Raw genomic sequence first — 23,761 nt, 5'->3', positions numbered from 1 at the left:
GAATATCGTTGCTAGATAAAACTCCTGTAAATGAACTATTTAAAAATATAGATTACAATAATGTCAATGAACTAGAATATAAACAACTGTCTATCAATTTGTTTTAAGTGGACAGTAATGATAATGTATATAACTATCAATCATAACTTCTACTATTTTAATCACTTTAGTTATTAAAGAATTTAATTTTACGTTTCGCTTACTTCATTTTTTACGTTTAATTTTCTTAGGACATTTTAAAATTCGTTACAAAAACCGCTCCATCACCCATCATTTAAAACAACGTCTCACAAAAAAAGGTAATTATTATCACATATCATTGCTAAACCTCCTATTTTTAATTACTTACCCATCATTTTCATGTGTCCAGATTCTACGAATTGCGACTCTTTATTCGTAGAATCGAGACGTAATCCCCTTGTAATTGGCTATTTCTCACCCCTATATTTGATTCCACAAAAAAAGCAAATCCAAGGCTGATATCCTAGTTGACATTGTCATTTTACACCGTCATCAAAAACTATCAAAAAAAATAAACTGCTATGAGGCATCAATCATAGTTGTTTATAAAAGACATGATCTCTTTTTGGGTAGATAGCAGTTATCCAGATTGGGGAAAAAGGGATCGATTGAGTTGAGTTTGTAAGCATTCCTTTAACGATGTAAAGGAATGCTTTTCTCCCCAAAAACACATTCGATACGAATACAAAAAAGCTTTAACAACTTGCCTATAACAAATTGAGGCAACGTAATACTAAAAAAACACTCGATAGTCATGGATGTAGTATTAGAAAAAAAAGAGATAATTACAGATTTTCAGGAGTTGATTTACCCCTATACAGTAGAAGATTTTAGCCATCAATACTGGGGTAAACAGCCCTTACTTATACAACGAGAAAACGCTTCTTACTTTACATCGCTATTAGCTATGGCCGATATCGACAAGGTATTAGATTTTCATAGACCTAAAGGAAGTAGCCTGCGCGTAGTAAAAAATCAGGAACCGTTGGATCCTACTACTTATGAGAATACAGACGGGAGCCTCAACCTTAATAAACTCTACACTTCGTATGCAGAAGGGTATACTCTCGTGATTAACGAAATAGACCGGTTTTGGGCACCAATACAAACGTTGTGTCATAACCTGCGTGCATTTTTAAGCCATAAAACCATGGTAAACATGTACTTAACTCCCAAAAATCAGGCTGCACTGTTACCACATTATGACACCCATGATGTATTTGTAGTACAGGTAGCAGGAAAAAAACACTGGAAACTATACGACACCGTATATCCAACCCCCCAGGTAGGCAGCCCCCAGCCCATATTTGCCAGAGAACATCTTAGCAATGCACGAGACATTACCTTAAATGCTGGTGACGTGCTATATATCCCCAGAGGTATCCCACATGAGGCGATTACTACAGACGAATCTTCGTTACACCTTACCATTGGGGTATATCCAACACAATGGATAGATGTACTTACAAAATCTCTGGATCAAATTGCAAATACCCAGGAAGCATTAAGGCAATCACTGCCATTAGGCTTTTTAAACCCAGGAAATCTGAAATGGTCAGAAGAGATGCTACATACATTTTCAGAATTGCTACAAAACACCTTACTACCAAAGCAATTGGGCCAAGCTATACAGCTTATAAACGAAGAGTTTAAAACTACTCATAAACCTATGGCCGATGGACACTTTGAACATATCTCTCAAATAGAGAACATCACGCTGGAGACAAAGGTTATACAAAGAAATCATATGAATTGTCGTGTCTTAAAAATAGGCCCAGCGGCAAGAATATTATTTTCTGGAAATGTCGTTAAAGGTCCCGCCGCTATTGCCTCTTCTTTAGAGTTTATTTCGGATCATAAAGGAGCATTTTTTGTAAATGATATCCCTAATCTAAGTGATGCTAACAAACTAAAACTGGCCGGTAGATTGATCAGAGCAGGATTACTAAAAATAAATTACTAGAATCATAATCATCACCAATATTCTACAAATCATTTATCTCAAAAAACGAATACAAATGGAAATTACTCATCAAACCTTAGACTGGAACTCTTCTGATATTCTCATACAAATTGCACAGCATTTACAGAGTCCGTTAGCTTCTATTATCGAAGCCAATGAAAGAGCTAAACAGATTAAAAACAATGAAAAACCAGAGAATGTTTCAGAAATCATTTTTTCGAATAGTCAGGAAATTTCGAGATTGATCAAAGAGGTAACCGATATTGCCAGATCAAGATCGATACAGGTTTCTAAAAAACAACAACCCATTATTTTTGATATTTATAATGCCAATCCAAAAGTAAAACACCTTTGCAAAGAAGCGATACAACCCAATAACATCTCGATCACTGATCATCACTGGCTAGTAAATTTTGAAACCGAAGTTTTTGATGAAATAAAAAGTAGCCAAGTAAACCTGCAGGATCTATCCTATAAACTAGCGATAAGTGAACGACAACTACATCGAAAAATTAAAAACCTGTTGCATCTTACTCCTAATAAATATATCAGGATTCTAAAATTGTATAAAGCCAAAGAGCTCTTAAGCAAGTTTATGTACAATACCGTATCAGAGGTAGCATACGCTGTAGGATATTATGACACTCATTACTTTTCTAAACTGTTTTATCAACACTATGGGATTACCCCCAAAGAGTTTATTTTTTCTCATAAATGATTGAGAAACTTTATAAGATAAACCACCTTTATATAAATCCAGGAATGAGACACTCTTTTTTTCCTTTACGACCATAACTAGTCGATTTCCTGGTAAAAAGCACATTATTCGGTCATTAATGTGCTTTTTTTAATTTTAACTCGCTTTATACAAGTTCTGATTTAAGTTTATTCGATATACTCTCTACAAACACTTCATTGTCAGACCTCTCAGTTTTACACTTCTTTTTTAAAATACCTTGTTAACCTAATTATTCTATAGCTAAATTAATATGAAATGGCATAATAGATTTATAAAGGAAAAAGTTGAAGTTCAAGGCAAAAAATGCATTCATAGCTGGGTTAAGACGAGCATTTTTAATGCAGAAATTCGATTTTTTACTAGAAAGATTAATGTCAATTTATGTTGATTTAGCTATATATAAAAACCTTTATCATGGAACTAACAGCTACGCAAAAAAAAGCACAAGAGTTATTAAACACACTAATTGTTAAAACCTGGGAAGATCCAGAATTTAAAGAACGACTTATTGCCAACCCACTAGAAGAAATAAAAAAGGCTACAGGAAAAAAGATCGAAACCCATAAAAAGGTTTTTGTAGTAGATCAATCTAATCCAGATCATATATACATCAATATCCCTGTTCGTCCCAATCTAGACAATATCGAGCTTACAGAAGATCAACTAGAAATGATAGCAGGAGGAGTACCTCCATTAGAAGCCTGGTTAAGCAATCCTTTTCAAGCCGCTTTTGATTGGGGTTTCGAAATTGGCTCTAGCATGGTATCCTAAATAATATCCTTAAGCATATTAAGAACTAAACACCGTAAACATGGAACATACAACAGCTCAAAAAAAAGCACAAGAATTTTTAAATTCATTAATTACAAAAGCATGGGAGGATGCCGAGTTTAAAAAGCGACTTATGGCCAATCCTAAAGAAGAGATCCAAAAAATTACAGGAAAAGAAATATCTATTGATAAAGAAGTTCTTGTTACAGACCAAACCAACCCAGACCATATCTACATTAACATCCCTGCAAAACCAAATCTGGAAGATGTAGAATTAACCGATGATCAGCTAGAAGCTGTTTCTGGAGGTGTTCAACATCCAGTAATATGGCTTTATGAAAATGTGAGTGTACCTATTGCTAAATGGTTATTGGGTGTTGAGTAATACACCCCTATCCTAGTATTTTTTTATGAAATACATTCATTTAGTGAAACTATACGAATCCTACTGGGTACATTTTAAAGAAAATACAATTTACATTCCGTTAGTCATCGCATTATCTCACCCACAACTCACGTTGTGGCCTCTTCTAAGGGAGACTTAAATACTTCTTTTAAAGACAATGGCATGATAACGACAGGTGAGAGGACACACCAGAAGAGGATGGATTTTTTTAAAATTCTAAGATGGCAGAATGGTAGTAAATACTAAGACCCCAAAGGTTTTTAAAAACCTTTGGGGTCTTAGCTTACCCTTATAATTTGGCAGTTCTACACGTTTTCTTGTCAGTTTTATGCCAGCTTTCCCTCCTAACTTAGCCTACCATATATCACAACGTTGATTTTTAATTTCAAATGATAACAATATGAAAAAAGTACTTTTTTTATTAGGCCATTTAACCGACTTGGATATCGAATGGATGATCCAAAATGGCGCTAAAAAAAACTTAAATCCTCAGGAAACATTAATACGTAAAGGAGAAGAAGTAGAAAATATTTATATCATCCTATCGGGTCAACTTTCTATAGTAGATAGAGATCACGAAGTTGCAACTATTGGTCCAGGTGAAATCGTAGGAGAAATGTCATTTTTAGAATCACGACCACCTTCTGTATCTGTAATGGCATCAGAAACTAGTGTTGTATACAGCATTTCTCGTGAGTTAATGAATGAAAAACTAGCATCTGATGTAGAATTTAGATCCAACTTTTACTACTCATTGGCACTGTTTTTATCCAGCAGATTACGTAAAACCACCAATCAATTAGGATACGAATCACCAGAAGATGAAGATTTGATTGATACCAATGTATTAGATGGTGTTGCACAAGCTGGTGCCCGATTTAGTCAAATCCTACACAAATTTTCTGAAGTATAATCTATTCTTATAATGAATTTTAAAGTCTTTTTCTACAGTATTACCTTCCTGTCTGTGTTTTGTGCTTTTGGTCAATCTACCATCGAAGGGGATCTTATTCAACTATCCAGGCTTACCTTTGATAAGAGTCCTATCATAAAGAGAAACGAATTACAAATTGATAATTCTGAAGCTAGTTTTCAAATTCAGCGTAGTACTTTTGATTATCAATTCTCTTCTGGATTGTCTCTTAGTAATAAGCGAGATCACCTTTTTACATTAGACTCCAGGAATGTTATACTAGGAAATGACGATATTATCGAAACCAGAAATACTGGTTTTTCACTAGCTTTACAACGAAAATTTCGTACAGGTTTAAGTGCTAATATCAATGTTGACTACTCGCAACTGGCTGATAATTTTCCTATAGACAGATTTAACCAAAATGTAGGCGAGTTTATATCAAATCATACGGTCTCGTCTACCTTTTCGCTTACACAGCCTTTATTAAGAGGGCGAGGTCTCAAAATAACCACTGCACAAGAGAAGTCTGCTTCATTGCAGCTAGAAAGTACACAATATAATTTTGAATTAACCTCTTCATTCGAACTTTTACAAATGGGTGTTGCGTATTGGCAATACCTAGCCGCTTATAAAAATCTAGCGGTATTTAAACAGAATGAGGAACGGGTAGGTAACGTACTAAGAATTACCAAAGAATTGGTAAAAGCTGACAAAAAACCTGCCGGAGATCTGATCCAAATAATGGCAGATCTGGCCAATCAGGAACGACAAACCCGAGTAGCAGAACAAAATTTGCATAATGCAAGGGTTAATTTGAGTAGAGCGATTGGGCTTGATGAAAGAGAAAGTACGCAAATAGGTATTCCTACCAATGAATTTCCAACTATTGATACTTCTGGATTCGATGAAAACATAGCTGTAGATCTTTTTATAAATCTAGCCAAAGAAAACAGAAAAGACTTAAAAGCATTCGAAAAACAACTACAAGCTCTCGAGCTTCGATTAGATCTGGCATTCAACAATCGTAAACCTCAGTTGGATCTAACAGGGTTTGTATCCTATGGTGGTATGAACATGGGTAATGGGGTACAGCAAGCTTTTAATTCGGTTAGCAATACAGAAGGTCGAAATTATACTGTTGGTGCACGTCTTAATCTCAGTTTTCCTATAAGTAATAATCTGGCACGAGGTACTTTTTTACAAAACAAAACAGCTGTGACCGATCAGGAAATAGCTACCAATAACCTAGGTAGAAATATCGATTTAAATGTAAGTATCGCTCTTAACAACCTAAAAAATAGTGTTTTGATTTTACAAAAAGCAGAAGAAACGCTGGGGTATTATCAAAATGTCTTTGCCAATGAGCAAATAAAGTTTCAGAATGGGTTAACTACCCTGTTAAATCTCATATTGTTTCAAGAACGATTAACATTTGCACAGCTAGAGTATTTGCAAGCCCAACAACAATTTGCTACAGCGATCATTAACCTCAGACATGAGACAGGAACACTCATCACTATGCAAGAGAACAGATTGGTGCTTTCATCGATCACCAATGATATATACTATACCATACCAAACTTTTAAAATTAATACAAAAACAATATAGTCATGGCAGCAGGATTCTTTAGAAAAGCAGCATTAGAAAAGCTTTCTACGCCAGAAAAACTGGATCAACTCATAAAAATTACAGGAACCAAAGCTTGGATTGCAATAATTACCATTGCAATTATTTTGGGAACCGGAATCGGATGGGCCTTTATGGGAAAAGTAAAAACCAAACTAAATGTAACTGGGGTCTTATTGGGTGGAGAAATTCATGAAGTTGTTTCTACATCACAAGGACAATTAGTGCACCTTAAAGTTAAACTTGGAGAGCTAGTAAAAGAGAACGATATTATTGCGGTAATCGAACAACCAGAACTACAACAACAGCTAGAAGATATCAAAGCTTCTTTGGAAGAAAGAAAATATGAATTAAAACAATTACTGTCATACGGTAACCAGGATACCCGGCTACAAGGCGAATTAATCCAGCAAAAACGTACCAGTATCGATCTGCAAATCGAAGCAAATCATAAGAATTTAAACTTTCTTAAAAACCAGCTTAACACAGAAAATGGATTATTAGAACAAGGGCTTATTACCAGGTCACAAGTAGTAAATACAGAACAACAAATAGAAAGTGCCAGAAATGCTATAGAAAACCTGAAAGCTCAACGTGTACAAACCTCTACTCAAAAATTAAGTATTGGATTTGATCTGGAGCAACGAATTAACATCAAAAAACAACGCATTGCAGAAGCAGAACGAAGACAAAAACACCTGATGGAGCGCTACGATATTCAAACCAACATCAGAAGTCCTTATAACGGACAGGTAGTAGAGTTACTAACCGATGCGGGAATCATGGTAGGGCAGGGAACCCCATTGTTCAAACTTAAAAATCAAGCCCAGATTAATGGAGATAAGTTGCGCGGAGTGCTGTACATACCTTCTCAAGATGGTAAAAAAATTAAAGTAGGAATGGAAGCCCTGGTCGTGCCCTCGACCGTACAACCTCAAGAATATGGATTTATGAAAGGGAAGGTAACTTATGTATCTGATTTTCCGGTAACCCAAAAAGGGATGATGACCTCTGTAAAAAACGATCAACTGGTGCAAGGATTGTTATCGATGGGAGCTCCTTTTGAAGTATATGTCGAGTTTGAAAAAGACCCTACCTCACATAGTGGATTTAGATGGACCTCTGCCAAAGGACCTGATATTGTTATAAATGAAGGAACCTCTTGTATGGGAAAAATCACCGTAAGAACCGAACCTCCAGCAACTATAGTAGTACCTGCACTAAAAAAGTTCTTTGATTTATACTAAAAAACATCTGATATGAGCAAGAATACAGAGACCATAGCGAAGCAAGCACGACCCATAAAAACACCTACCGTATTACAAATGGAAGGTGTAGAATGTGGGGCAGCAGCACTAAGTATTATCTTGGGGTATCATGGTAAATTTGTACCTCTGGAAAAATTAAGAATTGTCTGCGGTGTTTCTAGAGATGGATTAAAAGCAACTAACATATTAAAAGCTGCAAGGACCTTTGGGTTAAAAGCAAAAGGATATGCAAAATCTATCGAAAAACTTAAACAATTACAGGTCCCTGCTATTATTTTCTGGAATTTTAATCATTTTCTTGTTCTAGAAGGGTTTACAAAAAACAAAGTCTATTTAAATGACCCCGCTCAAGGCAGATATCATGTAAGTTATCAAGAATTTGATGATGCCTTTACTGGGGTTGTCATGACCTTTGAACCTGACGAGCATTTTGAAAAAGGGAATGAGAAAAAAGGGCTCATGTCTTCTTTATCAACACGTATATCTAATTCAAAAATTAGTATTGTATACATCATATTAGCAAGTTTGTTTCTGGTAATTCCTGGATTGGTTATCCCTTCTTTTACCAAAGTTTTTATTGATAAATACCTAGTCAACGGAATTACGGGTTTTGTAATGCCTCTATTATTGGTCATGGGTGGAATATTAGTCATTAATGCTGCATTGGTTTATCTGCAGCAGTACTATCTCTTGCGATTAGAAACCAAATTGGCACTTACGACCTCCAGCAAATTTTTATGGCATATTTTTCACTTACCTATAGCTTTCTTTACCCAACGATACAGTAGTGAGATTGGTAGTAGAGTATCCCTAAACGATAAAGTAGCTCGACTACTAAGTGGTGATCTGGCCAATGCTGCCTTAAATGTAATCGTAGTTGTATTCTACGCTCTACTAATGTTTTCATATGATGTGATCCTTACCGTTATTGGAATTTTTATGGCTACTCTAAATATACTGGCTTTGCAATATGTTTCTCGTGCCCGTAAAGATGGAAACAGAAGAATGATCAATGAAAATGGAAAACTTCTGGGCATCACTACTTCTGGAATTAGTATGATAGAAACTTTAAAGGCCTCTGGTAGAGAAAGTGATTTCTTTACCAACTGGACCGGTTATCTGGCCAAGGTCATGAATGCACAACAAGAACTGGGATGGTTAACTATTAAGTTAAATATTATTCCGCCATTATTAATGTCGTTGACCACAACCATGATTATGGGCTTTGGTGCCATGAGAGTAATGGATGGACAAATGACATTGGGTATGCTGGTGGCCTTTCTGTATTTGATGAACAATTTTATGCGACCAGTAAATCAATTGGTGTCTGTTGGAAGTATGCTTCAGGAAACAGAAGGAGACATGGGACGTATCGATGATGTATTAAATTATGAAACCTCAGAAGAATTTAAAGTAGAACATGCAGTCGATGAATTGTTAGAAACTCAGGAGACCCCCACCAATGAAGATTTGCATGCCATGATAAATAAGGTACCTATGTTGGACAAACTTACCGGGTATCTCGAAATAAAAAACATGACATTTGGCTATAATACCACGATGCCTGCACTTATCGAAAATTTTGATCTAAAATTAAAACCAGGTAGTAGAGTCGCACTTGTCGGAGGGTCTGGAAGTGGTAAATCTACCGTGGCAAAACTGGTATCTGGTTTATATAAACCCTGGGAGGGTGACATCTTATTTGATGGTAAACAACGAAATGAAATATCCAGACATATACTCACAGAATCTATAGCTGTGATCGATCAGGAAGTATTGATGTTTAAAGGAACTATACAAGAGAATATTTCTTTCTGGAATCATAAAGCTACAGAAAACAACATTATCCAATCGGCAAGAGATGCTGCAATTCACGATGTAATATCTTCTAGAAGCAATGCTTATGAAAGTGAAGTAATGGAAAGAGGTGCGAATTTTAGCGGAGGACAGCGTCAACGATTAGAAATAGCACGCGCATTAGCAACCAACCCTTCTATTCTGATCATGGACGAAGCCACAAGTGCTTTAGATCCAAAATCAGAAAAAACTGTCATGGATAACATCAAAAAAAGAGGGTGTACCTGTTTGATTGTAGCACATAGGTTAAGTACCATCCTAGATTGTGACGAAATTATTGTCATGCAATTTGGAAAAATTGTAGAACGAGGAACTCACGAAGAGCTTCTGGCCATGAATGGAGTTTATACAAAATTAATCGACGCAAAATAAAACTTTAGAGGGCATGTTTGAAAAAGAGAAAATACAATTAGGAATTAATAAATCTATTGTTCTTGAAGATTTTGATAGATTTTGGATGATCACTTCTGGGGTCGTGGATATTTACTATGCCACTATCGGAGAAGATGGAGAACATAAAAGTACTTTAAAACACCTTTATAGAGCCAAACAAGGAGAACTTCTTTTTAGTTTACTAACAGAACCTAAGGGTACAGGAATTAAACTAATCGCGACAAGTTCTAAAGCATCATTGATGGCGATCAACAAAAACAAATTAGTTGATATCAACCATACATTTTTAAAACAACTTATCGACAAATGGACACTCAAAACCATAGATGCATTACACCAAACAAATATCCCAAGAATCTATAAAGCACTAAACAGAAATCAGGAAATCTCATTAAAAGAAAATGATATAGCATATCCTTATAAAGGTTTGGTTTGGTGTCTGGTTAAAGAAGGAGAAGTTGTAAAATATAGCGATGCCGAATTTAATGAGAATACATCTGATTACTCCTATCCTATTGCTGTATCTGATCAGCTTTGGATAAAAGCGACAAAAAACAACACAAAAATCCAGATATTTAATACATCCGAGATTCTTAAAGATGAGATCTATTTCATGTTGTCTTTGCAAAACCTTCAAAAGTATTTATATCAAAAGCTCATCATCAATATCCAGCAACAAAAGTCTGAAGAAAGGGCTCGTATTGCAGATAAAGTTGCTTCCGAAGAAAAAAAATTAACCGGTGCTCTGTCGAAATTAAGATCTATTGTTACTGATCGTACTTCTAAAAAAGAAGCTGCTTCTGCCTCAAATAGTGCTAATCATGATCATTATCTTTTTACTACTTGTCAAATTATAGGAGATGCAGTAGGGTTTACTTTCGACACTCCAAAATTTTTAGACAGCTACGAGAACAACACACAAAATCAGCTACATGCTATAGCTCAAGCTTCAAATATTAGGGTTCGAAAAATAATTCTAAGAGGAGTTTGGTGGAAAGAAGAAAATGGACATCTACTAGCATTTTTAAAAGAAGAAAAAACTCCGGTAGCACTAGTTCAAAAAGATAGTTATACTTACCTTTTAAAGAATCCACAAACTGGAGAAGAAAAAGTAGTTACCCATGAAATTGCAGAGACCTTAGATCCTATAGGATATATGTTCTTTTATAGTTTTAACAGTCCTATGGCTTCTATTAAAAAGATCTGGAATTTTGCGATTAAAGGAGTTAAAATTGATGCCAGATACCTAATCATAGCCGCACTTGCCGGAAGCCTTATTGGTTTATTGATACCCGTATTATCTGGTATAATGTTTGACGATGTGATTCCAACTGCCGATAAATCCCTGCTAGTCGAAGTGTTTGTTATTTTAATTATGATCGGTGTGGTTACTGCAAGTCTACAATTGGTAAAGGGGGTATTACAAATGAGAGTCGAAACCAAATCCAGCATTAACCTGCAAGCAGGAGTAATGGATCATTTACTTCGATTACCAGTATCTTTTTATAAAAAATTTACGGCAGGAGATTTAACCAATCGTACCTTGAGTATTAATAGCATCAAACAAATATTGTCAAATACTGTATTAACTGCTGTTTTAAGCGGAGCCTTTTCATTTGTTAATTTAGGATTGCTTTTTTACTACCAATCCAGTCTTGCCTGGGTAGGAATTGGACTAGCCGTTTTTGCCATATTATTTATTACTCTTATGGGATGGATAAAACTGAAATACGATCGACAAATAGCAGATACACAAGGAGAGTTACAAGGGTTTTTATTCGAGTTTTTATCTGGAATCAATAAGATTAGAATCACCGGTGCAGAAAAGAGAATATTTACGCTATGGGCAGATCGGTTCTCGAAACTAAAGAAACTAGGTTTTCAATCGGGTAGCTATCAAAATTATGTTGAAACGTTTAACAGTTCATATCCCTTACTTACCAATATTTTCTTTTTCTCTTTTATCTATTACCTGATCTCTACGGCAGATCAAACTACAGCAATTATTTCTGTAGGAGCATTTATGGCTTTTATAAGTGCTTTTAATCAGTTTTTAGGAGATTGTTTAAAAATGAGTCTGGCATTAATCTCTTCTCTTAATATGGTTACACTTTATGAAAGGGTAAAACCTATTTTAGAAGAAACCCCCGAATCATCTATAGGCAGTACAGATCCTGGTGAACTATCGGGAGAAATAGAAATGAACTCGGTTTCTTTTAGGTATCACGAAGATCAACCTTTAGTATTAAAAGATATATCATTTCATATCAAACCAGGAGAAATGGTCGCTTTTGTAGGCACGTCTGGTTCGGGAAAATCTACCGTAATGCGCTTATTGTTAGGGTTTGAAGAACCCGAAATAGGGTCGGTATATTATGATGGTCAGGCCTATGATGCTATGAATAAAGATTTGGTTAGAAGACAAATCGGAGTGGTATTGCAAAACGGAGCATTAATGTCGGGGAGTATCTATAAAAATATAGTTGGTAATTCTGAACTAACCCTAGAAGACGCATGGGAAGCAGCACGTATGGCTGGTATGGAAGAAGATATCAAACAAATGCCTATGGAGATGCATACCGTGATTAGTGAAGGAGCAGGAACTTTTTCTGGAGGACAACGACAACGACTCATGATCGCAAGAGCCATTGCTCATAAGCCAAGATTATTATATATGGACGAAGCCACCAGCGCATTAGATAACCGAACGCAAAATATCGTTGCAGAAAGCCTAGATAAATTACAAGCTACCAGAATCGTAATTGCACATCGATTAAGTACGGTTATGAATGCAGATCGTATTTATGTAATGGATAAAGGAGCCATCGTAGAATCAGGAACCTATAACGAACTTATGAAAATGAATGGCGCATTCTACAATTTAGCCAAACGACAAATTGCATAAAAAACATGACAGATGACAATATCAGATATTCACTGCTTAAAGCATATACCAGCAATGAAAATATAATTTCAGAACTACTTGCCTATTCAAAGAACAAGTTTTCTACAAAAAATATCAATTCATCCAATTACGATTGTTGCGATGAAGAACCCTATAGTATCACATGGGAGGCTTATCATAAAGAGTCTGATACTATAGGGGTTTTTGAAACACTAAAAAAATATTTGGTACAGTTACAGTTTCCTGTAGAAAAAAATATAAGTGTTACAGAGGCCTATAGAAATGCAACACTAAAAGGTGTGTCTACAGAAACCATGAAAGCGGCAAGCGGATTGGTGTTAAATAACCCAAAAGCTATTCGCTTGTCGATTCATCAAAGCCTGGTAGGTAAAATACCCGTCTTAATTGTTCCTGATGAGCAAGATTTTTGTGCAATCATACAAGCGCTTTTATGCAAAAATGAACCGGAACATCTTCCAAAATCGATGGGGGCTGCTATTATCAACGGTATTAATAACTGGGATCGAATTCATCGATTAAAAAAAGAATGGCAACAATCAAATCCTTTTGAAAGTTGGGGACCTTATTTCAAAGAATATATCCTGCCACACCCAAAACTATACAAGGATAAGATCATTGTTTTAAGTACAAAACCTTATAGTAATACTACTGCAAAAAATATGAACCTCCCCTTAACACAATGGATAGATTATTCTTTGCAGATAAGGCTGGAACATGAATGCGCTCATCTTTTTACTTTAAAGTATTTTGGTCAAATGGCCAATAATATGCATGATGAAATAATTGCCGATTATGCAGGTATTACAAAAGTATTAGGGCAATTTAATAAAGAATGGTTCTTGTATTTTCTTGGGTTAGAAAACTATCCACAATACAGAAAAGGAGGGCGTTTAGAAAATTATCTAGGGGATAAAGGCTTATCAACAGAAGCATTCGAGGTATTACTCAAATTGGTTAAAAAAATTGCGGATAATATCTCAGAATTTGATAAGTCACTTGGCCCTATAACAACATCAAAAGATCAATTAAAACGAATCATTTGTATTTGTGAATTGGATCTAATTACTATGGCATCTCCCAAAGGTTTTCAAAACTTGATAACACACTATAAAAGTAAGGAAAATGAACTTGCTCTATGATCACTGCCAATAAGAAAATACTACAAGAAGTTAATACCCTTTTGGAGCAGATTTCTACCATTTTACAAGTAGAGCGCAGTACCTTTTTTTTACTAAATAAAGAAAAATCGACTCTAGAAAGCCTGGTTGCTCAAGGTATTGACAATATCATAATTTCTGTACCTATTGGCAAAGGAATTGTAGGGACTATGTTTGAGCAGGAAAGTGCTTTTATCGAAAACAATGTTCAAGAAAATATTTTGTTTGAAAAATCCTATGATGAACAACTAAGGTTTATAACAAAATCCACCTTATGCGTTCCTGTTTTTAATGAAGCTGGCATTCCTATTGGTGCCCTGCAATGCCTCAATAAAAAGACCAGTACTTTTACACAAAAGGATATTACTATTTTAAGCAGTTTTGCTTCTGCAACAGCTCTTATTGTAAAGAATAGTGAACTGCATTTTGCCAGCGAGCATATCAAAAACAACTTTTCGACCTTATTAGAAGTTTTTACAGCAATATCATCAGAATTAGAATTGAATGCACTTATTCAATTAATTATGAATAAAGCTGCAGAAATTACCAAAGCAGATCGCAGTTCTTTGTTTTTGGTCGATGAAGAAACCGGAGAATTATGGACTGTATTTGCCAAAGGCCTCGAAAACAAGATTGTTAGAACCAAAAAGGGAATTGTCGCTCAGGTAGCAAAAAGCAAGAAGGCCAGCATCGTAAACGATCCTTATAATCATCCTTATTTTGATCCTTCTATTGACAAAAAAACAAAATATAGAACAAAATCAATACTAAGTGTCCCTGTCTTTAATGCAGAGAACAAAGTTTTGGGCGTTGTACAAGCTATTAACAAATATGAAGACGGTTTTGACACTGATGATCTTGATATTCTGATAGGATTTGCTAGTCAAATACGTATTACTATCGAAAATGCCAAGCTATTTGATCAAATTCAAAATATGAAAAACTATCTTAATGTTTTGGTTCAAAATCTGGATAATGCCATTGTGAGCATTGATACTTCTTATAGAATTAAAACAATTAACGATACCTTTTATACTATGTTTGGTTTGGATCGTAAAAATGATTTAACCAACACTCATATCGATGATCTAAACAACGTTCTTAAATCACAATTCGCTTATTGCAAAGAAACCCTAAATACTGGTAAAAAAGTATACAGAGATAATCTGAAAGTACTTATAAATACACAAAAATCTATTACAATTAATGTAAGTGTATTACCCATGCTAGATGCTAATGGAAACATCATAGGAGTCATCTGCGTTTTTAATGATATTTCTAAAGAAAAACGAATACAATCTAATCTAAGCAGATACATCCCCCAACATCTCGTTAAAGAAGTAATGAGTAAAGACAATCTATCGTTACTAAAAGGGAAGTATTCGAAATGTAGTGTTTTATTCTCTGATATTCGAAATTTCACTTCGTTAACAGAAGAGTTTGGGGCCATTCAAATTGTAGAGCTTCTAAACAAATATTTTGAAGCCATGATTGGGGCAGTATATAAATATAACGGGATTTTAGACAAATATATAGGAGATGCCATCATGTCTGTTTTTGGAGTTCCTTATGCAAATATATCTGATACAAAAAATGCGGTGGGTTGTGCATTAGATATGTTTGATATTCTGGCAGGTTTAAACCAACAAAACATAAAATTACCCTTGCTAAATATTGGTATAGGGATAAGTACCGGAAACGTGGTTTCTGGTAATATTGGGTCAGAAAAACGCTTTGAATACACCGTTATAGGAGACTCGGTTAATCTTGCTGCCCGATTAGAAAGTGCTACAAAAATATATAATGTTGATTTACTAATATGTGAAGAGACTTATAAAGAAATTAAAGAGGATTTTCATTGTAGAGAAATTGATACTTTGCAGGTAAAAGGAAAACAAGCTGCTGTAAAAATTTATACCGTATCAGGACATAAAACAACTCCTCTTTCTAAAATACAACTTCATTTTAACAATGCTTTTTCTTTAGGCTTATTTTATTTCAGAAATAAGCAATATCCAAAAGCACTACACTCTTTTAATGAAGCGAATATTTTAATCGCAAATGATGGCCCTACAAAGGTATTTATTGATAGATGTACCAGTTATATTTTACAAAAAAAGTTCGTTTAAAATAGAGTGTTTTTTCTTCTCATGCTAAAAAAATGAATTCATTTTTTTAGTTATAAACATTCTCATTATTAATTGCCATCATGTGGTTTTGTCAGTTCTTTTGGCATTTTTATACAAGTGCTAAAAAATACCTTTACATAGGACAAAAAACAGAATACTTAATTTTTTTATTATGGAACTTACCAAAGAACAAAAACTACTACAGGATATTGTTTATAAAGCTTGGGATGATAAAGCATTTAAACAAGAATTAGTTGCAAACCCGGTAAAAGCAATTGAAACTTTAATAGGAAGGCCTATAAACCTTCCAAAAGAGAAAACACTTGTGGTACAGGATCAAACAAATGACGCTATTGTCTATATCAACATTCCTAGTAAACTTAATATGGATGATATGGAATTAAACGAACAACAACTAGATATTATAGCTGGAGGAGGTCGGGATTCTGATCCCGTTATCACCGACCCTGCTGCCAATCTAACTGGTCTGTAATTAGGAGACTAGTAATAACGTAGTATGCCTAATTAATCAACATCTTTGCTAACTACATGAAACAAGTCATAACATAGTTTTTGATACACACAAAAAATGATGAGTTGGCGAGTTCGGTCTGACATCTAAAACAATAGTATAAGCAAATGAAAAAAATGTTAATCCATAACCATAGACGGAATAACATCGGTATAGAGAAGTATCTAAAAAAATGGATACTTCTCTTTTTCATTTTACCATTCATTATTGCTTTGGGTCAAAATACCACAGATAACAAAAAAAATAAAAATACCACCGATTCAACTCAAAAAAAACAAAAACTGTCGTTAGCTACAGAGCATGAAACCTCTAACTCAAAAAAAACAGCAGACAGCCTTATTACTACTAGTAATCAACATATTAAAAAAGGAGATTTTTCTTTAGCACTCACTACCGTACAGCAAGCATTAACATTGTATAAAACCGTTAATGACAACAAATCCATAGGTAACTGTTTCAATAAAATTGCTTCTATATATTACTATCAAGCCAATTATCCCGAAGCACTTTCTTACTATTCGCAAAGTATTCCATTTTATAAAAAATCGGGTTTCAAAAAAGGTATTGTATCTTCTATTAATAATAAAGGTGCTATTTATTACTTTTTAGGTAACTACCCAAAAGCATTAGATCATTATAAGCAAGCTGTTAAATTAAATGAAGCATTAAATAACAAAAAACAGACTGCCGCTACGATTCAAAATATTGGGGGTATCTATCTCGAATTAAATGATTATGCGAATGCTATGACTCATTTTCAGATGGCAAAAAAAACCTATGAAAGTATTAATGATAAAAAGACATTATCTCAGGTTTTAAACGGCATAGGAGAAGTATACTTAAAACAGGAAAAATTTCATCAGGCACTATCAAATTTTGAGCAAGGTTTACAACTGGCAGAAGACATTAATGATCAACAAAGGATACTTGAATCCTTATACAATCTAGGAGAGATTTATTACATCCAGAAAAAATATCAAATAGCACTAGACTATTACCATAACTCCCTAAAGCTTGCTAAAGAATTAAATAATGTGCTTTATAATGGACTTTCATTAATCGGCATTGGAGTTACCAATTTTAAACTTGGTAAAAATCAATCAGCTATCAAAGATTGTAAAGAAGGTTTTGAAATCGCAAACGAGTTAAAGACCATTTCTGTACAAAAAAATGCTTGTAAATGTCTATATGAGGTTTATAAATCTTTGGGTCGAAAAGGAGTTGCATTAACATATTACGAGCAATCTATTAGGCTTAAAGATAGCTTACAAGCAAAACAAACTACCGATAAAATCCTAAACATGGAGTTTGAAAAACAAATGTTGATGGATAGTATTGCCCATGTAGAAAAGAGACGTAAATTACAAGCAAAGCACAAACAGGTAGTTCAAAAAAAAGAAAACCAACGAAACATCATTTTAGGTATTGGTACTATTCTGCTAATACTTGCTGTAACCATTTGGAGTAGATTACGATATGTAAGAAAATCAAAAGCCATATTACAAATCGAAAAAGACCGCTCTGAACATCTTTTACTAAACATTCTTCCAGAAGAAATTGCACAAGAACTTAAACAAAAAGGATATGTAGATGCCCAAGATATTGATACTGCTTCTATCCTTTTTACAGATTTTAAATCTTTTACTGAAACGGCTGCCAAATTAAGTCCCAAAGAATTGGTTGCAGAAATCAATACATGTTTCAAAACATTTGATGCCATTATGGAACGCTATGATATCGAAAAAATAAAAACAATAGGAGATGCATATATGGCCGCTGGTGGTTTACCCAAACCCACTGTAGACTCTGTTAAGAAAACTATTTTGGCAGGTTTAGAAATGCAAACATTTATCTCTAAAAGAAAGCTGGAAAATGAACAACAAAACATACCCGCATTCGAAATGCGAGTAGGAATTCATGTGGGGCCTATCGTAGCAGGAATTGTAGGAGTCAAAAAATTTCAATACGACATTTGGGGAGATACTGTTAACACGGCTAGCCGAATGGAAAGTAACGGAGATGTTGGCAAAGTAAACATAAGCCAGAATGTTTATAATATCGTTAAAAACGAAGAAGATTTTTCTTTTGAGTATCGAGGAAAAATAAAAGCCAAAGGCAAAGGTGAAATGGAAATGTATTTTGTAACTAAAAGCTTATAACCATTTCTTAGAAAGTAGTTTTATTGCCAATTAATAAACTCCAGAAGGTCAATGACGTACAAAAAATTGTGAGAGACACTATGTCATCCTAATTACTTCCTGCTTTTTATTTTGTTTTAATATACATATAGAGATTTTGTCAGATTTTTTGTCATTTCTATCAGTAAAGGTACTTGTAGTTTTACAATAAGAAATAAAAATACAAACATCATGGAACTAACAAAAGAACAAGAAGTATTTCATACGGTAATTCAAAAAGCATGGGAAGATGCTTCCTTTAAACAAGAATTAATAGCAAATCCTGTAGATGCTATTGAAAAATTAACAGGTGCAAAATTAAATATTACCGAAGGAAAAACCTTAGTAGTTAGAGATCAAACAAATAGTTCGAACATCTATATTAATATTCCTGTCAAACAAGAATTAGATGATGTTGAGCTTGATGAAGAACAATTAGAAGCTGTCGCAGGTGGAAAGTCTATTATCGATCCTTATATTATATTTCCTTTCCCTCCTAAAGATTGCTTCCCTACGTTTCCGCACGATGATGTTATCATGTAATTAAAATAAATCAACTTTTAAAACTATAAAAACTCGTATCATGGAATTAACGGATCAAGAAAAAGTATTACAAGAAGTAATAACCAAAGCATGGGAAGACAGTTCTTTTAAGCAAGAATTGATCAACTCTCCCGAAGCAGCAATTGAGAAATTAACGGGTAAGAAAGTAAGAATCCCCAAAGGAAAAACTCTAGTTGTTAGAGATCAAACAGATGAATCAACCATCTATGTCAATATTCCAGAACAACAGAGCTTTGACGATGTTGAGTTAAATGAAGAACAATTAGAAGCAGTTGCTGGAGGTATTAAGTTTCCGCCTATCATTTTTCCAGGGCCACCAATCTTCATTGATCCAATACCATTACCATATCCGGTAATAGATATTAAAGCTCCTGATCAACCTTTATAGTAACTATTTAAACTTTAAATATGGAATTAACAAACGAACAAAAACTGTTTCAAACAGTTATCCAAAAAGCATGGGAAGATAAAAACTTCAAGCAAGATTTAATTGATTCTCCTTTAGAAGCTATCGAAAAATTAACAGGTGAAAAAATTCACTTGCCAGAAGGAAAAACTTTAGTAGTTAAAGATCAAACAAACGATTCTGAAATCTATATAAATATCCCTGCAGAGCCTAACTTAAGTGATATCGAACTTAGTGAAGAACAATTAGAAGCTGTAGCTGGTGGTACAATTTTTCCTTTCCCCTGGTGGCCAATTATTCCTATTCTAACTGGAGGAGGAGATCGAAAAGCATAATAATCAATAACTATTAAACATATATACAAATGAATTTTACAGAAAAACAACAAAAGATACAAGAAATAACTAATGACTTATTTAGTAAATGCTGGGAAGATGCAGCTTTTAAAAATGAATTGGTAGCAAATCCACAAACTGCTCTAGAGCAATTCATAGGTCAGCCGTTAAGTCTTAAAAATGATCAAAAATTGGTTATCGAGGATCAAACAAATGAAAACCACATTTATTTAAACATCCCTGCAGAACCAAACTTAGATGAGTTAGAGTTAACCGAAGAACAATTAGAACTTGTTGCTGGAGGTGTAGTACCTGTTATATTTTGGGTGTTGACTGCAACAGGAGCTGGTGTAGCTGTAGGTAGAGCTATCGGTGATATCATCAACAAATTTTAATAAATCAAAAATATTAATATCAAAAATCAATAAAATATGAAACTTACAGAACAACAACAAAAATCTCACGAATTCATGAATAGTCTTATCTCTAAATGTTGGGAAGACGCATCTTTTAAGCAAGAACTAATCAATAATCCAGAAGCAACGATCGAAAAGTTTGCTGGACAGCCTATTACACTTGCCGAAGGAAAAAAATTGGTAGTAGTAGATCAAACCAATGATAAAAATGTTTATATAAACATTCCTGCAGAACCAAATCTAGATGAGCTTGAATTAACCGATGAGCAGTTAGAATTAGTTGCAGGAGGAGTATTGCCACTTATTTTAACTATTGCAAGTGGATGGTGGATCGGTGGAGGATTTACTGTTGGAGTAGGGCTAGGAATTGCCGCTTCTTAAAAGTAAAATAATAAGCTTGCTTATCCTTTTAAAAACCTAGGGGAAAACTATGGGATCATCCTAGGTTTTTAAAATCTTGATATGACAATCTAATCAAATAGAGAATATTAAATCAAAGCATTGTTATAGTTCTATTTTGAAAAGAGTAGAATCGCTAAAAGTTGAAATACCTATTGCAGCTTCATCGAACTCTTATACTATTTAACTATTTTGCACCTTTATAAACTATCAAACCTTCATAACTAGGTTGATAGCATAAAAAAACAACCAACTTAAATTTGAACAAAAATGCAGGAAACATCTAGATATGTAGGCTTAAGCTTAATTATAATAAGTTTTATCATATATGAAAGAAGAATCTTAGCAGGTGTTTTAGCACTTATCGGTTTTATTCTTGTTATGTTATCATTTCTATATTTCAAAAAATAGACAAAGGGATAAAACATAATTCTCTTGCTGGTTTTAAAATATCCTTTTCTTATAATGTTATTTTAAACAATCAGATTGCATACATAATTTGTCATTTTTCTTAAAGAAAAATTTGTACCTCTATATATTTAATTAATGTTCGATAACAGAATGGCTGAGTATTTACTATAAACTGTTCGAACTTTTTTTACTTTCTATAAATGAGAATTGAAAATGTTTCAACGGTATAATTATGAGATGTATTTAATTTATTACATAAAACCTTAGAAACAGCCAACCTTTATAGAATATCGTAAAGTAAAAACATCACTTCTACTATCAATTACACCAAATAAATCACATGAAAATAAATAAATCTACTCAGGAGATCGCGTTTTTCGATATTTTATATCCCTACCTAAAAGAGTTTTTAGAATCATTAAAACCCTTCAACCATTTATCCTCATCACTCAAAGACAAACTATCACTAGTACTATTAAAAAAACTAAGTGCAGTAGCAGAAAGATCATTGCAACACGAACTGGATGATTATATAAAAAATAGTACTAATGAAGAATTGGAGTTGAGTAAGTTCAACGATCAAATTAAGCATAAACTTAAAAGCAATTACCCTGTTTTAGATAATTTTTTAACGTCTGTGGTTTCAAATTTTACTTCGCACATTACAAATATTACTACCAGATTTTTAAATGATCAGAATACGCTTTCAGAGTTTTTGAATCTACCTAACCAAAAGCTAGAAATTATTGATATTGTTGTAGATCTCGGCGATGATCATTTTGGTCAAAATACTACCCTACTAAAACTATCATCTGGAAATAAACTGATATATAAGCCTAGAAATATCAATGTAACCAAATCCTATAATAACTTTATTAAATGGATTAATAGAAAATTAGAAATCGACATAAAAACATTCGAATTTATAGATCGCCAAGATTACGGATGGTTAGAATTTGTTCCATACAAGGAAAGTAATTCTGTAAATGAATTAAAAGATTACTATTTTAAGGCAGGAGTGCTTTTAGCAACTTCTTATATCTTAGGCAGCAAAGATTATCATCATGAAAACATCATTGCATCTGGTAAAGACCCAATGATAATTGATCATGAAACTATTGTTCAACCTACTATCACGAACGCTATATCTCAAAATTCTTTTGAGGGAAACCTTAATATAACTTCTCCTTCTGTTCTTGAGAGTCATCTAATAACAGTACCTGGAACAAACTTACCACTGGGAGTAGCCGGATTTGGTTCTATTTCGAATACATCGTTAACAGATGTAAAAAAAGAGGTTATTAATCCAAACACTTTAGAATCCAAAAGAGTTACTAGATTTTATTCGAGTTCTATGATCAAAAAGAATGTTCCTATCCATAACAACAAGCATGTTTTTATGAATGATTATGCTTCAGAATTTATAAATGGGTTTGAAAATGCTTATGATCTTTTTTCTACATCAAAAAAAGACCTAAAATCATCATCAAGTCCTATCCAGGAGTTTTCTAATAAAGAAGTACGTTTTGTCTGGAGACCAACTCACGTATATATTAAAATTCTTAACTATTTAAGAAGTGAAAAATACATGTCTGATGAAGAAAAATATAAATCAAAAGCATATGAGTTACTTTCTAAAGCTTATAAGCACGAAAGCATGTCAAAATATGAATTTATTTTTCAGAGCGAACTCGAACAATTACTAAAAGGTGATATCCCGTTATTTAATCTAACTAGTACCGATCATTTTTTATACAATAGTAAAAACAGACAACGCATTTTTGATACCAATTGCATTGAAAATATTCATAACAGAATTGATTCTCTTTCACCAGATAACAAACAGCAGCAACTAGATATTATTAACAATTCTATTCACTCTAAAAGTATTGCCTGATAAAATGTACCCTTCATAAAAAAAGAAATTTGATATGAGGTTCTCTAGGTAATAGAGTCTTTAGTTGACTAAAAAAACTGATAGTCACACCCATAACATCTACAACGAATGTTTTTGATAGAGATTGGTTGATCTTTTTAGAAGAATATAATTCTGCAAATAGAACGAGAGTGTAATTTAAACTCTGTCTAGGGCTTCAGTCAGTACTTCTAACCTGTGTTCGATTCTTAAAATAGGCAAATTTGGTTAGAAATTCGGTTTTGAAATTTGATTTGTGGTTTTTTAGGTAAGAAACTATAAGCAATAAGTCCAGATATTATATTGCTAATGAAATTCCCAAAACTTCTATGTCTTGAGTGTTCTACTTGGCATATATTTTTAAGTTCATCATTTACTGTTTCAATCACAGAGCGTTTTCTAAGGAGTATTTTATCTGACAATGTCATCAAGG

Annotated in this window: 20 protein-coding genes; 19 read left to right on the top strand and 1 reads right to left on the bottom strand. The window is 33.8% G+C overall.

Annotated features, from left to right (window positions below; all coding sequences use genetic code 11):
- The first annotated feature begins 775 nt into the window (after window positions 1–775).
- The 19 genes from ABW636_RS21980 to lanM all read left to right on the top strand — a co-directional run bounded on the left by ABW636_RS21980 (window position 776) and on the right by lanM (window position 23,310).
- On the top strand, window positions 776–1,984 hold the full coding sequence (locus ABW636_RS21980; protein ID WP_367592254.1) for a cupin domain-containing protein: 1,209 nt from the start codon (window positions 776–778) through the stop codon (window positions 1,982–1,984).
- Between the two features lie 55 nt (window positions 1,985–2,039).
- Window positions 2,040–2,702, top strand: a complete 663-nt coding sequence (locus tag ABW636_RS21975) for a helix-turn-helix domain-containing protein (protein WP_367592253.1) — start codon at window positions 2,040–2,042, stop codon at window positions 2,700–2,702.
- 435 nt (window positions 2,703–3,137) lie between these two features.
- A complete protein-coding gene (locus tag ABW636_RS21970; RefSeq protein ID WP_367592252.1) occupies window positions 3,138–3,494 on the top strand; it encodes an NHLP leader peptide family RiPP precursor in 357 nt (118 codons plus the stop codon).
- Between the two features lie 40 nt (window positions 3,495–3,534).
- Window positions 3,535–3,879 (top strand): NHLP leader peptide family RiPP precursor, encoded by a 345-nt coding sequence (locus tag ABW636_RS21965; RefSeq protein WP_367592251.1) that lies wholly within the window; start codon window positions 3,535–3,537, stop codon window positions 3,877–3,879.
- A 421-nt stretch (window positions 3,880–4,300) separates the two neighbouring features.
- Window positions 4,301–4,813, top strand: a complete 513-nt coding sequence (locus ABW636_RS21960; protein WP_367592250.1) for a cyclic nucleotide-binding domain-containing protein — start codon at window positions 4,301–4,303, stop codon at window positions 4,811–4,813.
- 12 nt (window positions 4,814–4,825) lie between these two features.
- The gene (locus tag ABW636_RS21955) at window positions 4,826–6,403 is read left to right on the top strand and encodes a TolC family protein (protein WP_367592249.1); all 1,578 of its coding nucleotides are present in this window, start codon (window positions 4,826–4,828) and stop codon (window positions 6,401–6,403) included.
- 24 nt (window positions 6,404–6,427) lie between these two features.
- The gene (locus ABW636_RS21950; protein ID WP_367592248.1) at window positions 6,428–7,690 is read left to right on the top strand and encodes an NHLP bacteriocin system secretion protein; all 1,263 of its coding nucleotides are present in this window, start codon (window positions 6,428–6,430) and stop codon (window positions 7,688–7,690) included.
- A gap of 12 nt (window positions 7,691–7,702) precedes the next feature.
- Window positions 7,703–9,940 (top strand): NHLP family bacteriocin export ABC transporter peptidase/permease/ATPase subunit, encoded by a 2,238-nt coding sequence (locus ABW636_RS21945; protein ID WP_367592247.1) that lies wholly within the window; start codon window positions 7,703–7,705, stop codon window positions 9,938–9,940.
- Between the two features lie 13 nt (window positions 9,941–9,953).
- Complete coding sequence (locus tag ABW636_RS21940; protein WP_367592246.1) at window positions 9,954–12,866, top strand: NHLP bacteriocin export ABC transporter permease/ATPase subunit; 2,913 nt, start codon at window positions 9,954–9,956, stop codon at window positions 12,864–12,866.
- A 5-nt stretch (window positions 12,867–12,871) separates the two neighbouring features.
- On the top strand, window positions 12,872–14,026 hold the full coding sequence (locus ABW636_RS21935; protein WP_367592245.1) for a DUF7005 family protein: 1,155 nt from the start codon (window positions 12,872–12,874) through the stop codon (window positions 14,024–14,026).
- Entirely contained in the window at window positions 14,023–16,173 is a 2,151-nt protein-coding gene (locus ABW636_RS21930; RefSeq protein WP_367592244.1) for an adenylate/guanylate cyclase domain-containing protein, read from the top strand. Before ABW636_RS21935 ends, ABW636_RS21930 begins: the two co-directional genes overlap by 4 nt.
- Before the next feature lie 172 nt (window positions 16,174–16,345).
- Window positions 16,346–16,666 carry an NHLP leader peptide family RiPP precursor gene (locus tag ABW636_RS21925; RefSeq protein ID WP_367592243.1) on the top strand — a complete coding sequence of 107 codons (321 nt, stop codon included), beginning with the start codon at window positions 16,346–16,348 and terminating at the stop codon, window positions 16,664–16,666.
- Window positions 16,667–16,812: 146 nt separating this feature from the next.
- Entirely contained in the window at window positions 16,813–18,864 is a 2,052-nt protein-coding gene (locus tag ABW636_RS21920) for an adenylate/guanylate cyclase domain-containing protein (protein WP_367592242.1), read from the top strand.
- 210 nt (window positions 18,865–19,074) lie between these two features.
- Entirely contained in the window at window positions 19,075–19,425 is a 351-nt protein-coding gene (locus ABW636_RS21915; protein ID WP_367592241.1) for an NHLP leader peptide family RiPP precursor, read from the top strand.
- A gap of 40 nt (window positions 19,426–19,465) precedes the next feature.
- On the top strand, window positions 19,466–19,834 hold the full coding sequence (locus ABW636_RS21910) for an NHLP leader peptide family RiPP precursor (RefSeq protein WP_367592240.1): 369 nt from the start codon (window positions 19,466–19,468) through the stop codon (window positions 19,832–19,834).
- Between the two features lie 20 nt (window positions 19,835–19,854).
- Window positions 19,855–20,187 (top strand): NHLP leader peptide family RiPP precursor, encoded by a 333-nt coding sequence (locus ABW636_RS21905; RefSeq protein WP_367592239.1) that lies wholly within the window; start codon window positions 19,855–19,857, stop codon window positions 20,185–20,187.
- A 29-nt stretch (window positions 20,188–20,216) separates the two neighbouring features.
- Entirely contained in the window at window positions 20,217–20,582 is a 366-nt protein-coding gene (locus tag ABW636_RS21900) for a class IIb bacteriocin, lactobin A/cerein 7B family (protein WP_367592238.1), read from the top strand.
- Between the two features lie 36 nt (window positions 20,583–20,618).
- Window positions 20,619–20,984, top strand: coding sequence for an NHLP leader peptide family RiPP precursor (locus ABW636_RS21895; RefSeq protein ID WP_367592237.1), 366 nt, complete (start codon window positions 20,619–20,621; stop codon window positions 20,982–20,984).
- A gap of 769 nt (window positions 20,985–21,753) precedes the next feature.
- Complete coding sequence (gene lanM / locus ABW636_RS21890) at window positions 21,754–23,310, top strand: type 2 lanthipeptide synthetase LanM (RefSeq protein ID WP_367592236.1); 1,557 nt, start codon at window positions 21,754–21,756, stop codon at window positions 23,308–23,310.
- A 227-nt stretch (window positions 23,311–23,537) separates the two neighbouring features.
- On the opposite strand, the gene ABW636_RS21885 is transcribed toward lanM, so the two are convergent.
- On the bottom strand, window positions 23,538–23,761 hold a 224-nt coding region (locus ABW636_RS21885; protein WP_367592235.1), incomplete at its 5' end, for a transposase.

Source organism: Aquimarina discodermiae (assembly GCF_040786235.1).
GTDB lineage: Bacteria > Bacteroidota > Bacteroidia > Flavobacteriales > Flavobacteriaceae > Aquimarina.
The sequence above is the reverse complement of the archived record's forward strand: the minus strand, read 5'-3'. Positions and strand labels throughout refer to the sequence as shown.

Excerpts from the sequence above, each read along its gene's own strand:
- ABW636_RS21950 (WP_367592248.1), top strand. The coding sequence starts at position 6,428 with ATGGCAGCAGGATTCTTTAGAAAAGCAGCATTAGAAAAGCTTTCTACG.
- lanM (WP_367592236.1), top strand. The coding sequence starts at position 21,754 with ATGAAAATAAATAAATCTACTCAGGAGATCGCGTTTTTCGATATTTTA.
- ABW636_RS21945 (WP_367592247.1), top strand. The coding sequence starts at position 7,703 with ATGAGCAAGAATACAGAGACCATAGCGAAGCAAGCACGACCCATAAAA.
- ABW636_RS21905 (WP_367592239.1), top strand. The coding sequence starts at position 19,855 with ATGGAATTAACAAACGAACAAAAACTGTTTCAAACAGTTATCCAAAAA.
- ABW636_RS21970 (WP_367592252.1), top strand. The coding sequence starts at position 3,138 with ATGGAACTAACAGCTACGCAAAAAAAAGCACAAGAGTTATTAAACACA.
- ABW636_RS21955 (WP_367592249.1), top strand. The coding sequence starts at position 4,826 with ATGAATTTTAAAGTCTTTTTCTACAGTATTACCTTCCTGTCTGTGTTT.
- ABW636_RS21940 (WP_367592246.1), top strand. The coding sequence starts at position 9,954 with ATGTTTGAAAAAGAGAAAATACAATTAGGAATTAATAAATCTATTGTT.
- ABW636_RS21965 (WP_367592251.1), top strand. The coding sequence starts at position 3,535 with ATGGAACATACAACAGCTCAAAAAAAAGCACAAGAATTTTTAAATTCA.
- ABW636_RS21935 (WP_367592245.1), top strand. The coding sequence starts at position 12,872 with ATGACAGATGACAATATCAGATATTCACTGCTTAAAGCATATACCAGC.
- ABW636_RS21925 (WP_367592243.1), top strand. The coding sequence starts at position 16,346 with ATGGAACTTACCAAAGAACAAAAACTACTACAGGATATTGTTTATAAA.
- ABW636_RS21895 (WP_367592237.1), top strand. The coding sequence starts at position 20,619 with ATGAAACTTACAGAACAACAACAAAAATCTCACGAATTCATGAATAGT.
- ABW636_RS21900 (WP_367592238.1), top strand. The coding sequence starts at position 20,217 with ATGAATTTTACAGAAAAACAACAAAAGATACAAGAAATAACTAATGAC.
- ABW636_RS21915 (WP_367592241.1), top strand. The coding sequence starts at position 19,075 with ATGGAACTAACAAAAGAACAAGAAGTATTTCATACGGTAATTCAAAAA.
- ABW636_RS21930 (WP_367592244.1), top strand. The coding sequence starts at position 14,023 with ATGATCACTGCCAATAAGAAAATACTACAAGAAGTTAATACCCTTTTG.
- ABW636_RS21910 (WP_367592240.1), top strand. The coding sequence starts at position 19,466 with ATGGAATTAACGGATCAAGAAAAAGTATTACAAGAAGTAATAACCAAA.
- ABW636_RS21975 (WP_367592253.1), top strand. The coding sequence starts at position 2,040 with ATGGAAATTACTCATCAAACCTTAGACTGGAACTCTTCTGATATTCTC.
- ABW636_RS21920 (WP_367592242.1), top strand. The coding sequence starts at position 16,813 with ATGAAAAAAATGTTAATCCATAACCATAGACGGAATAACATCGGTATA.
- ABW636_RS21980 (WP_367592254.1), top strand. The coding sequence starts at position 776 with ATGGATGTAGTATTAGAAAAAAAAGAGATAATTACAGATTTTCAGGAG.
- ABW636_RS21960 (WP_367592250.1), top strand. The coding sequence starts at position 4,301 with ATGAAAAAAGTACTTTTTTTATTAGGCCATTTAACCGACTTGGATATC.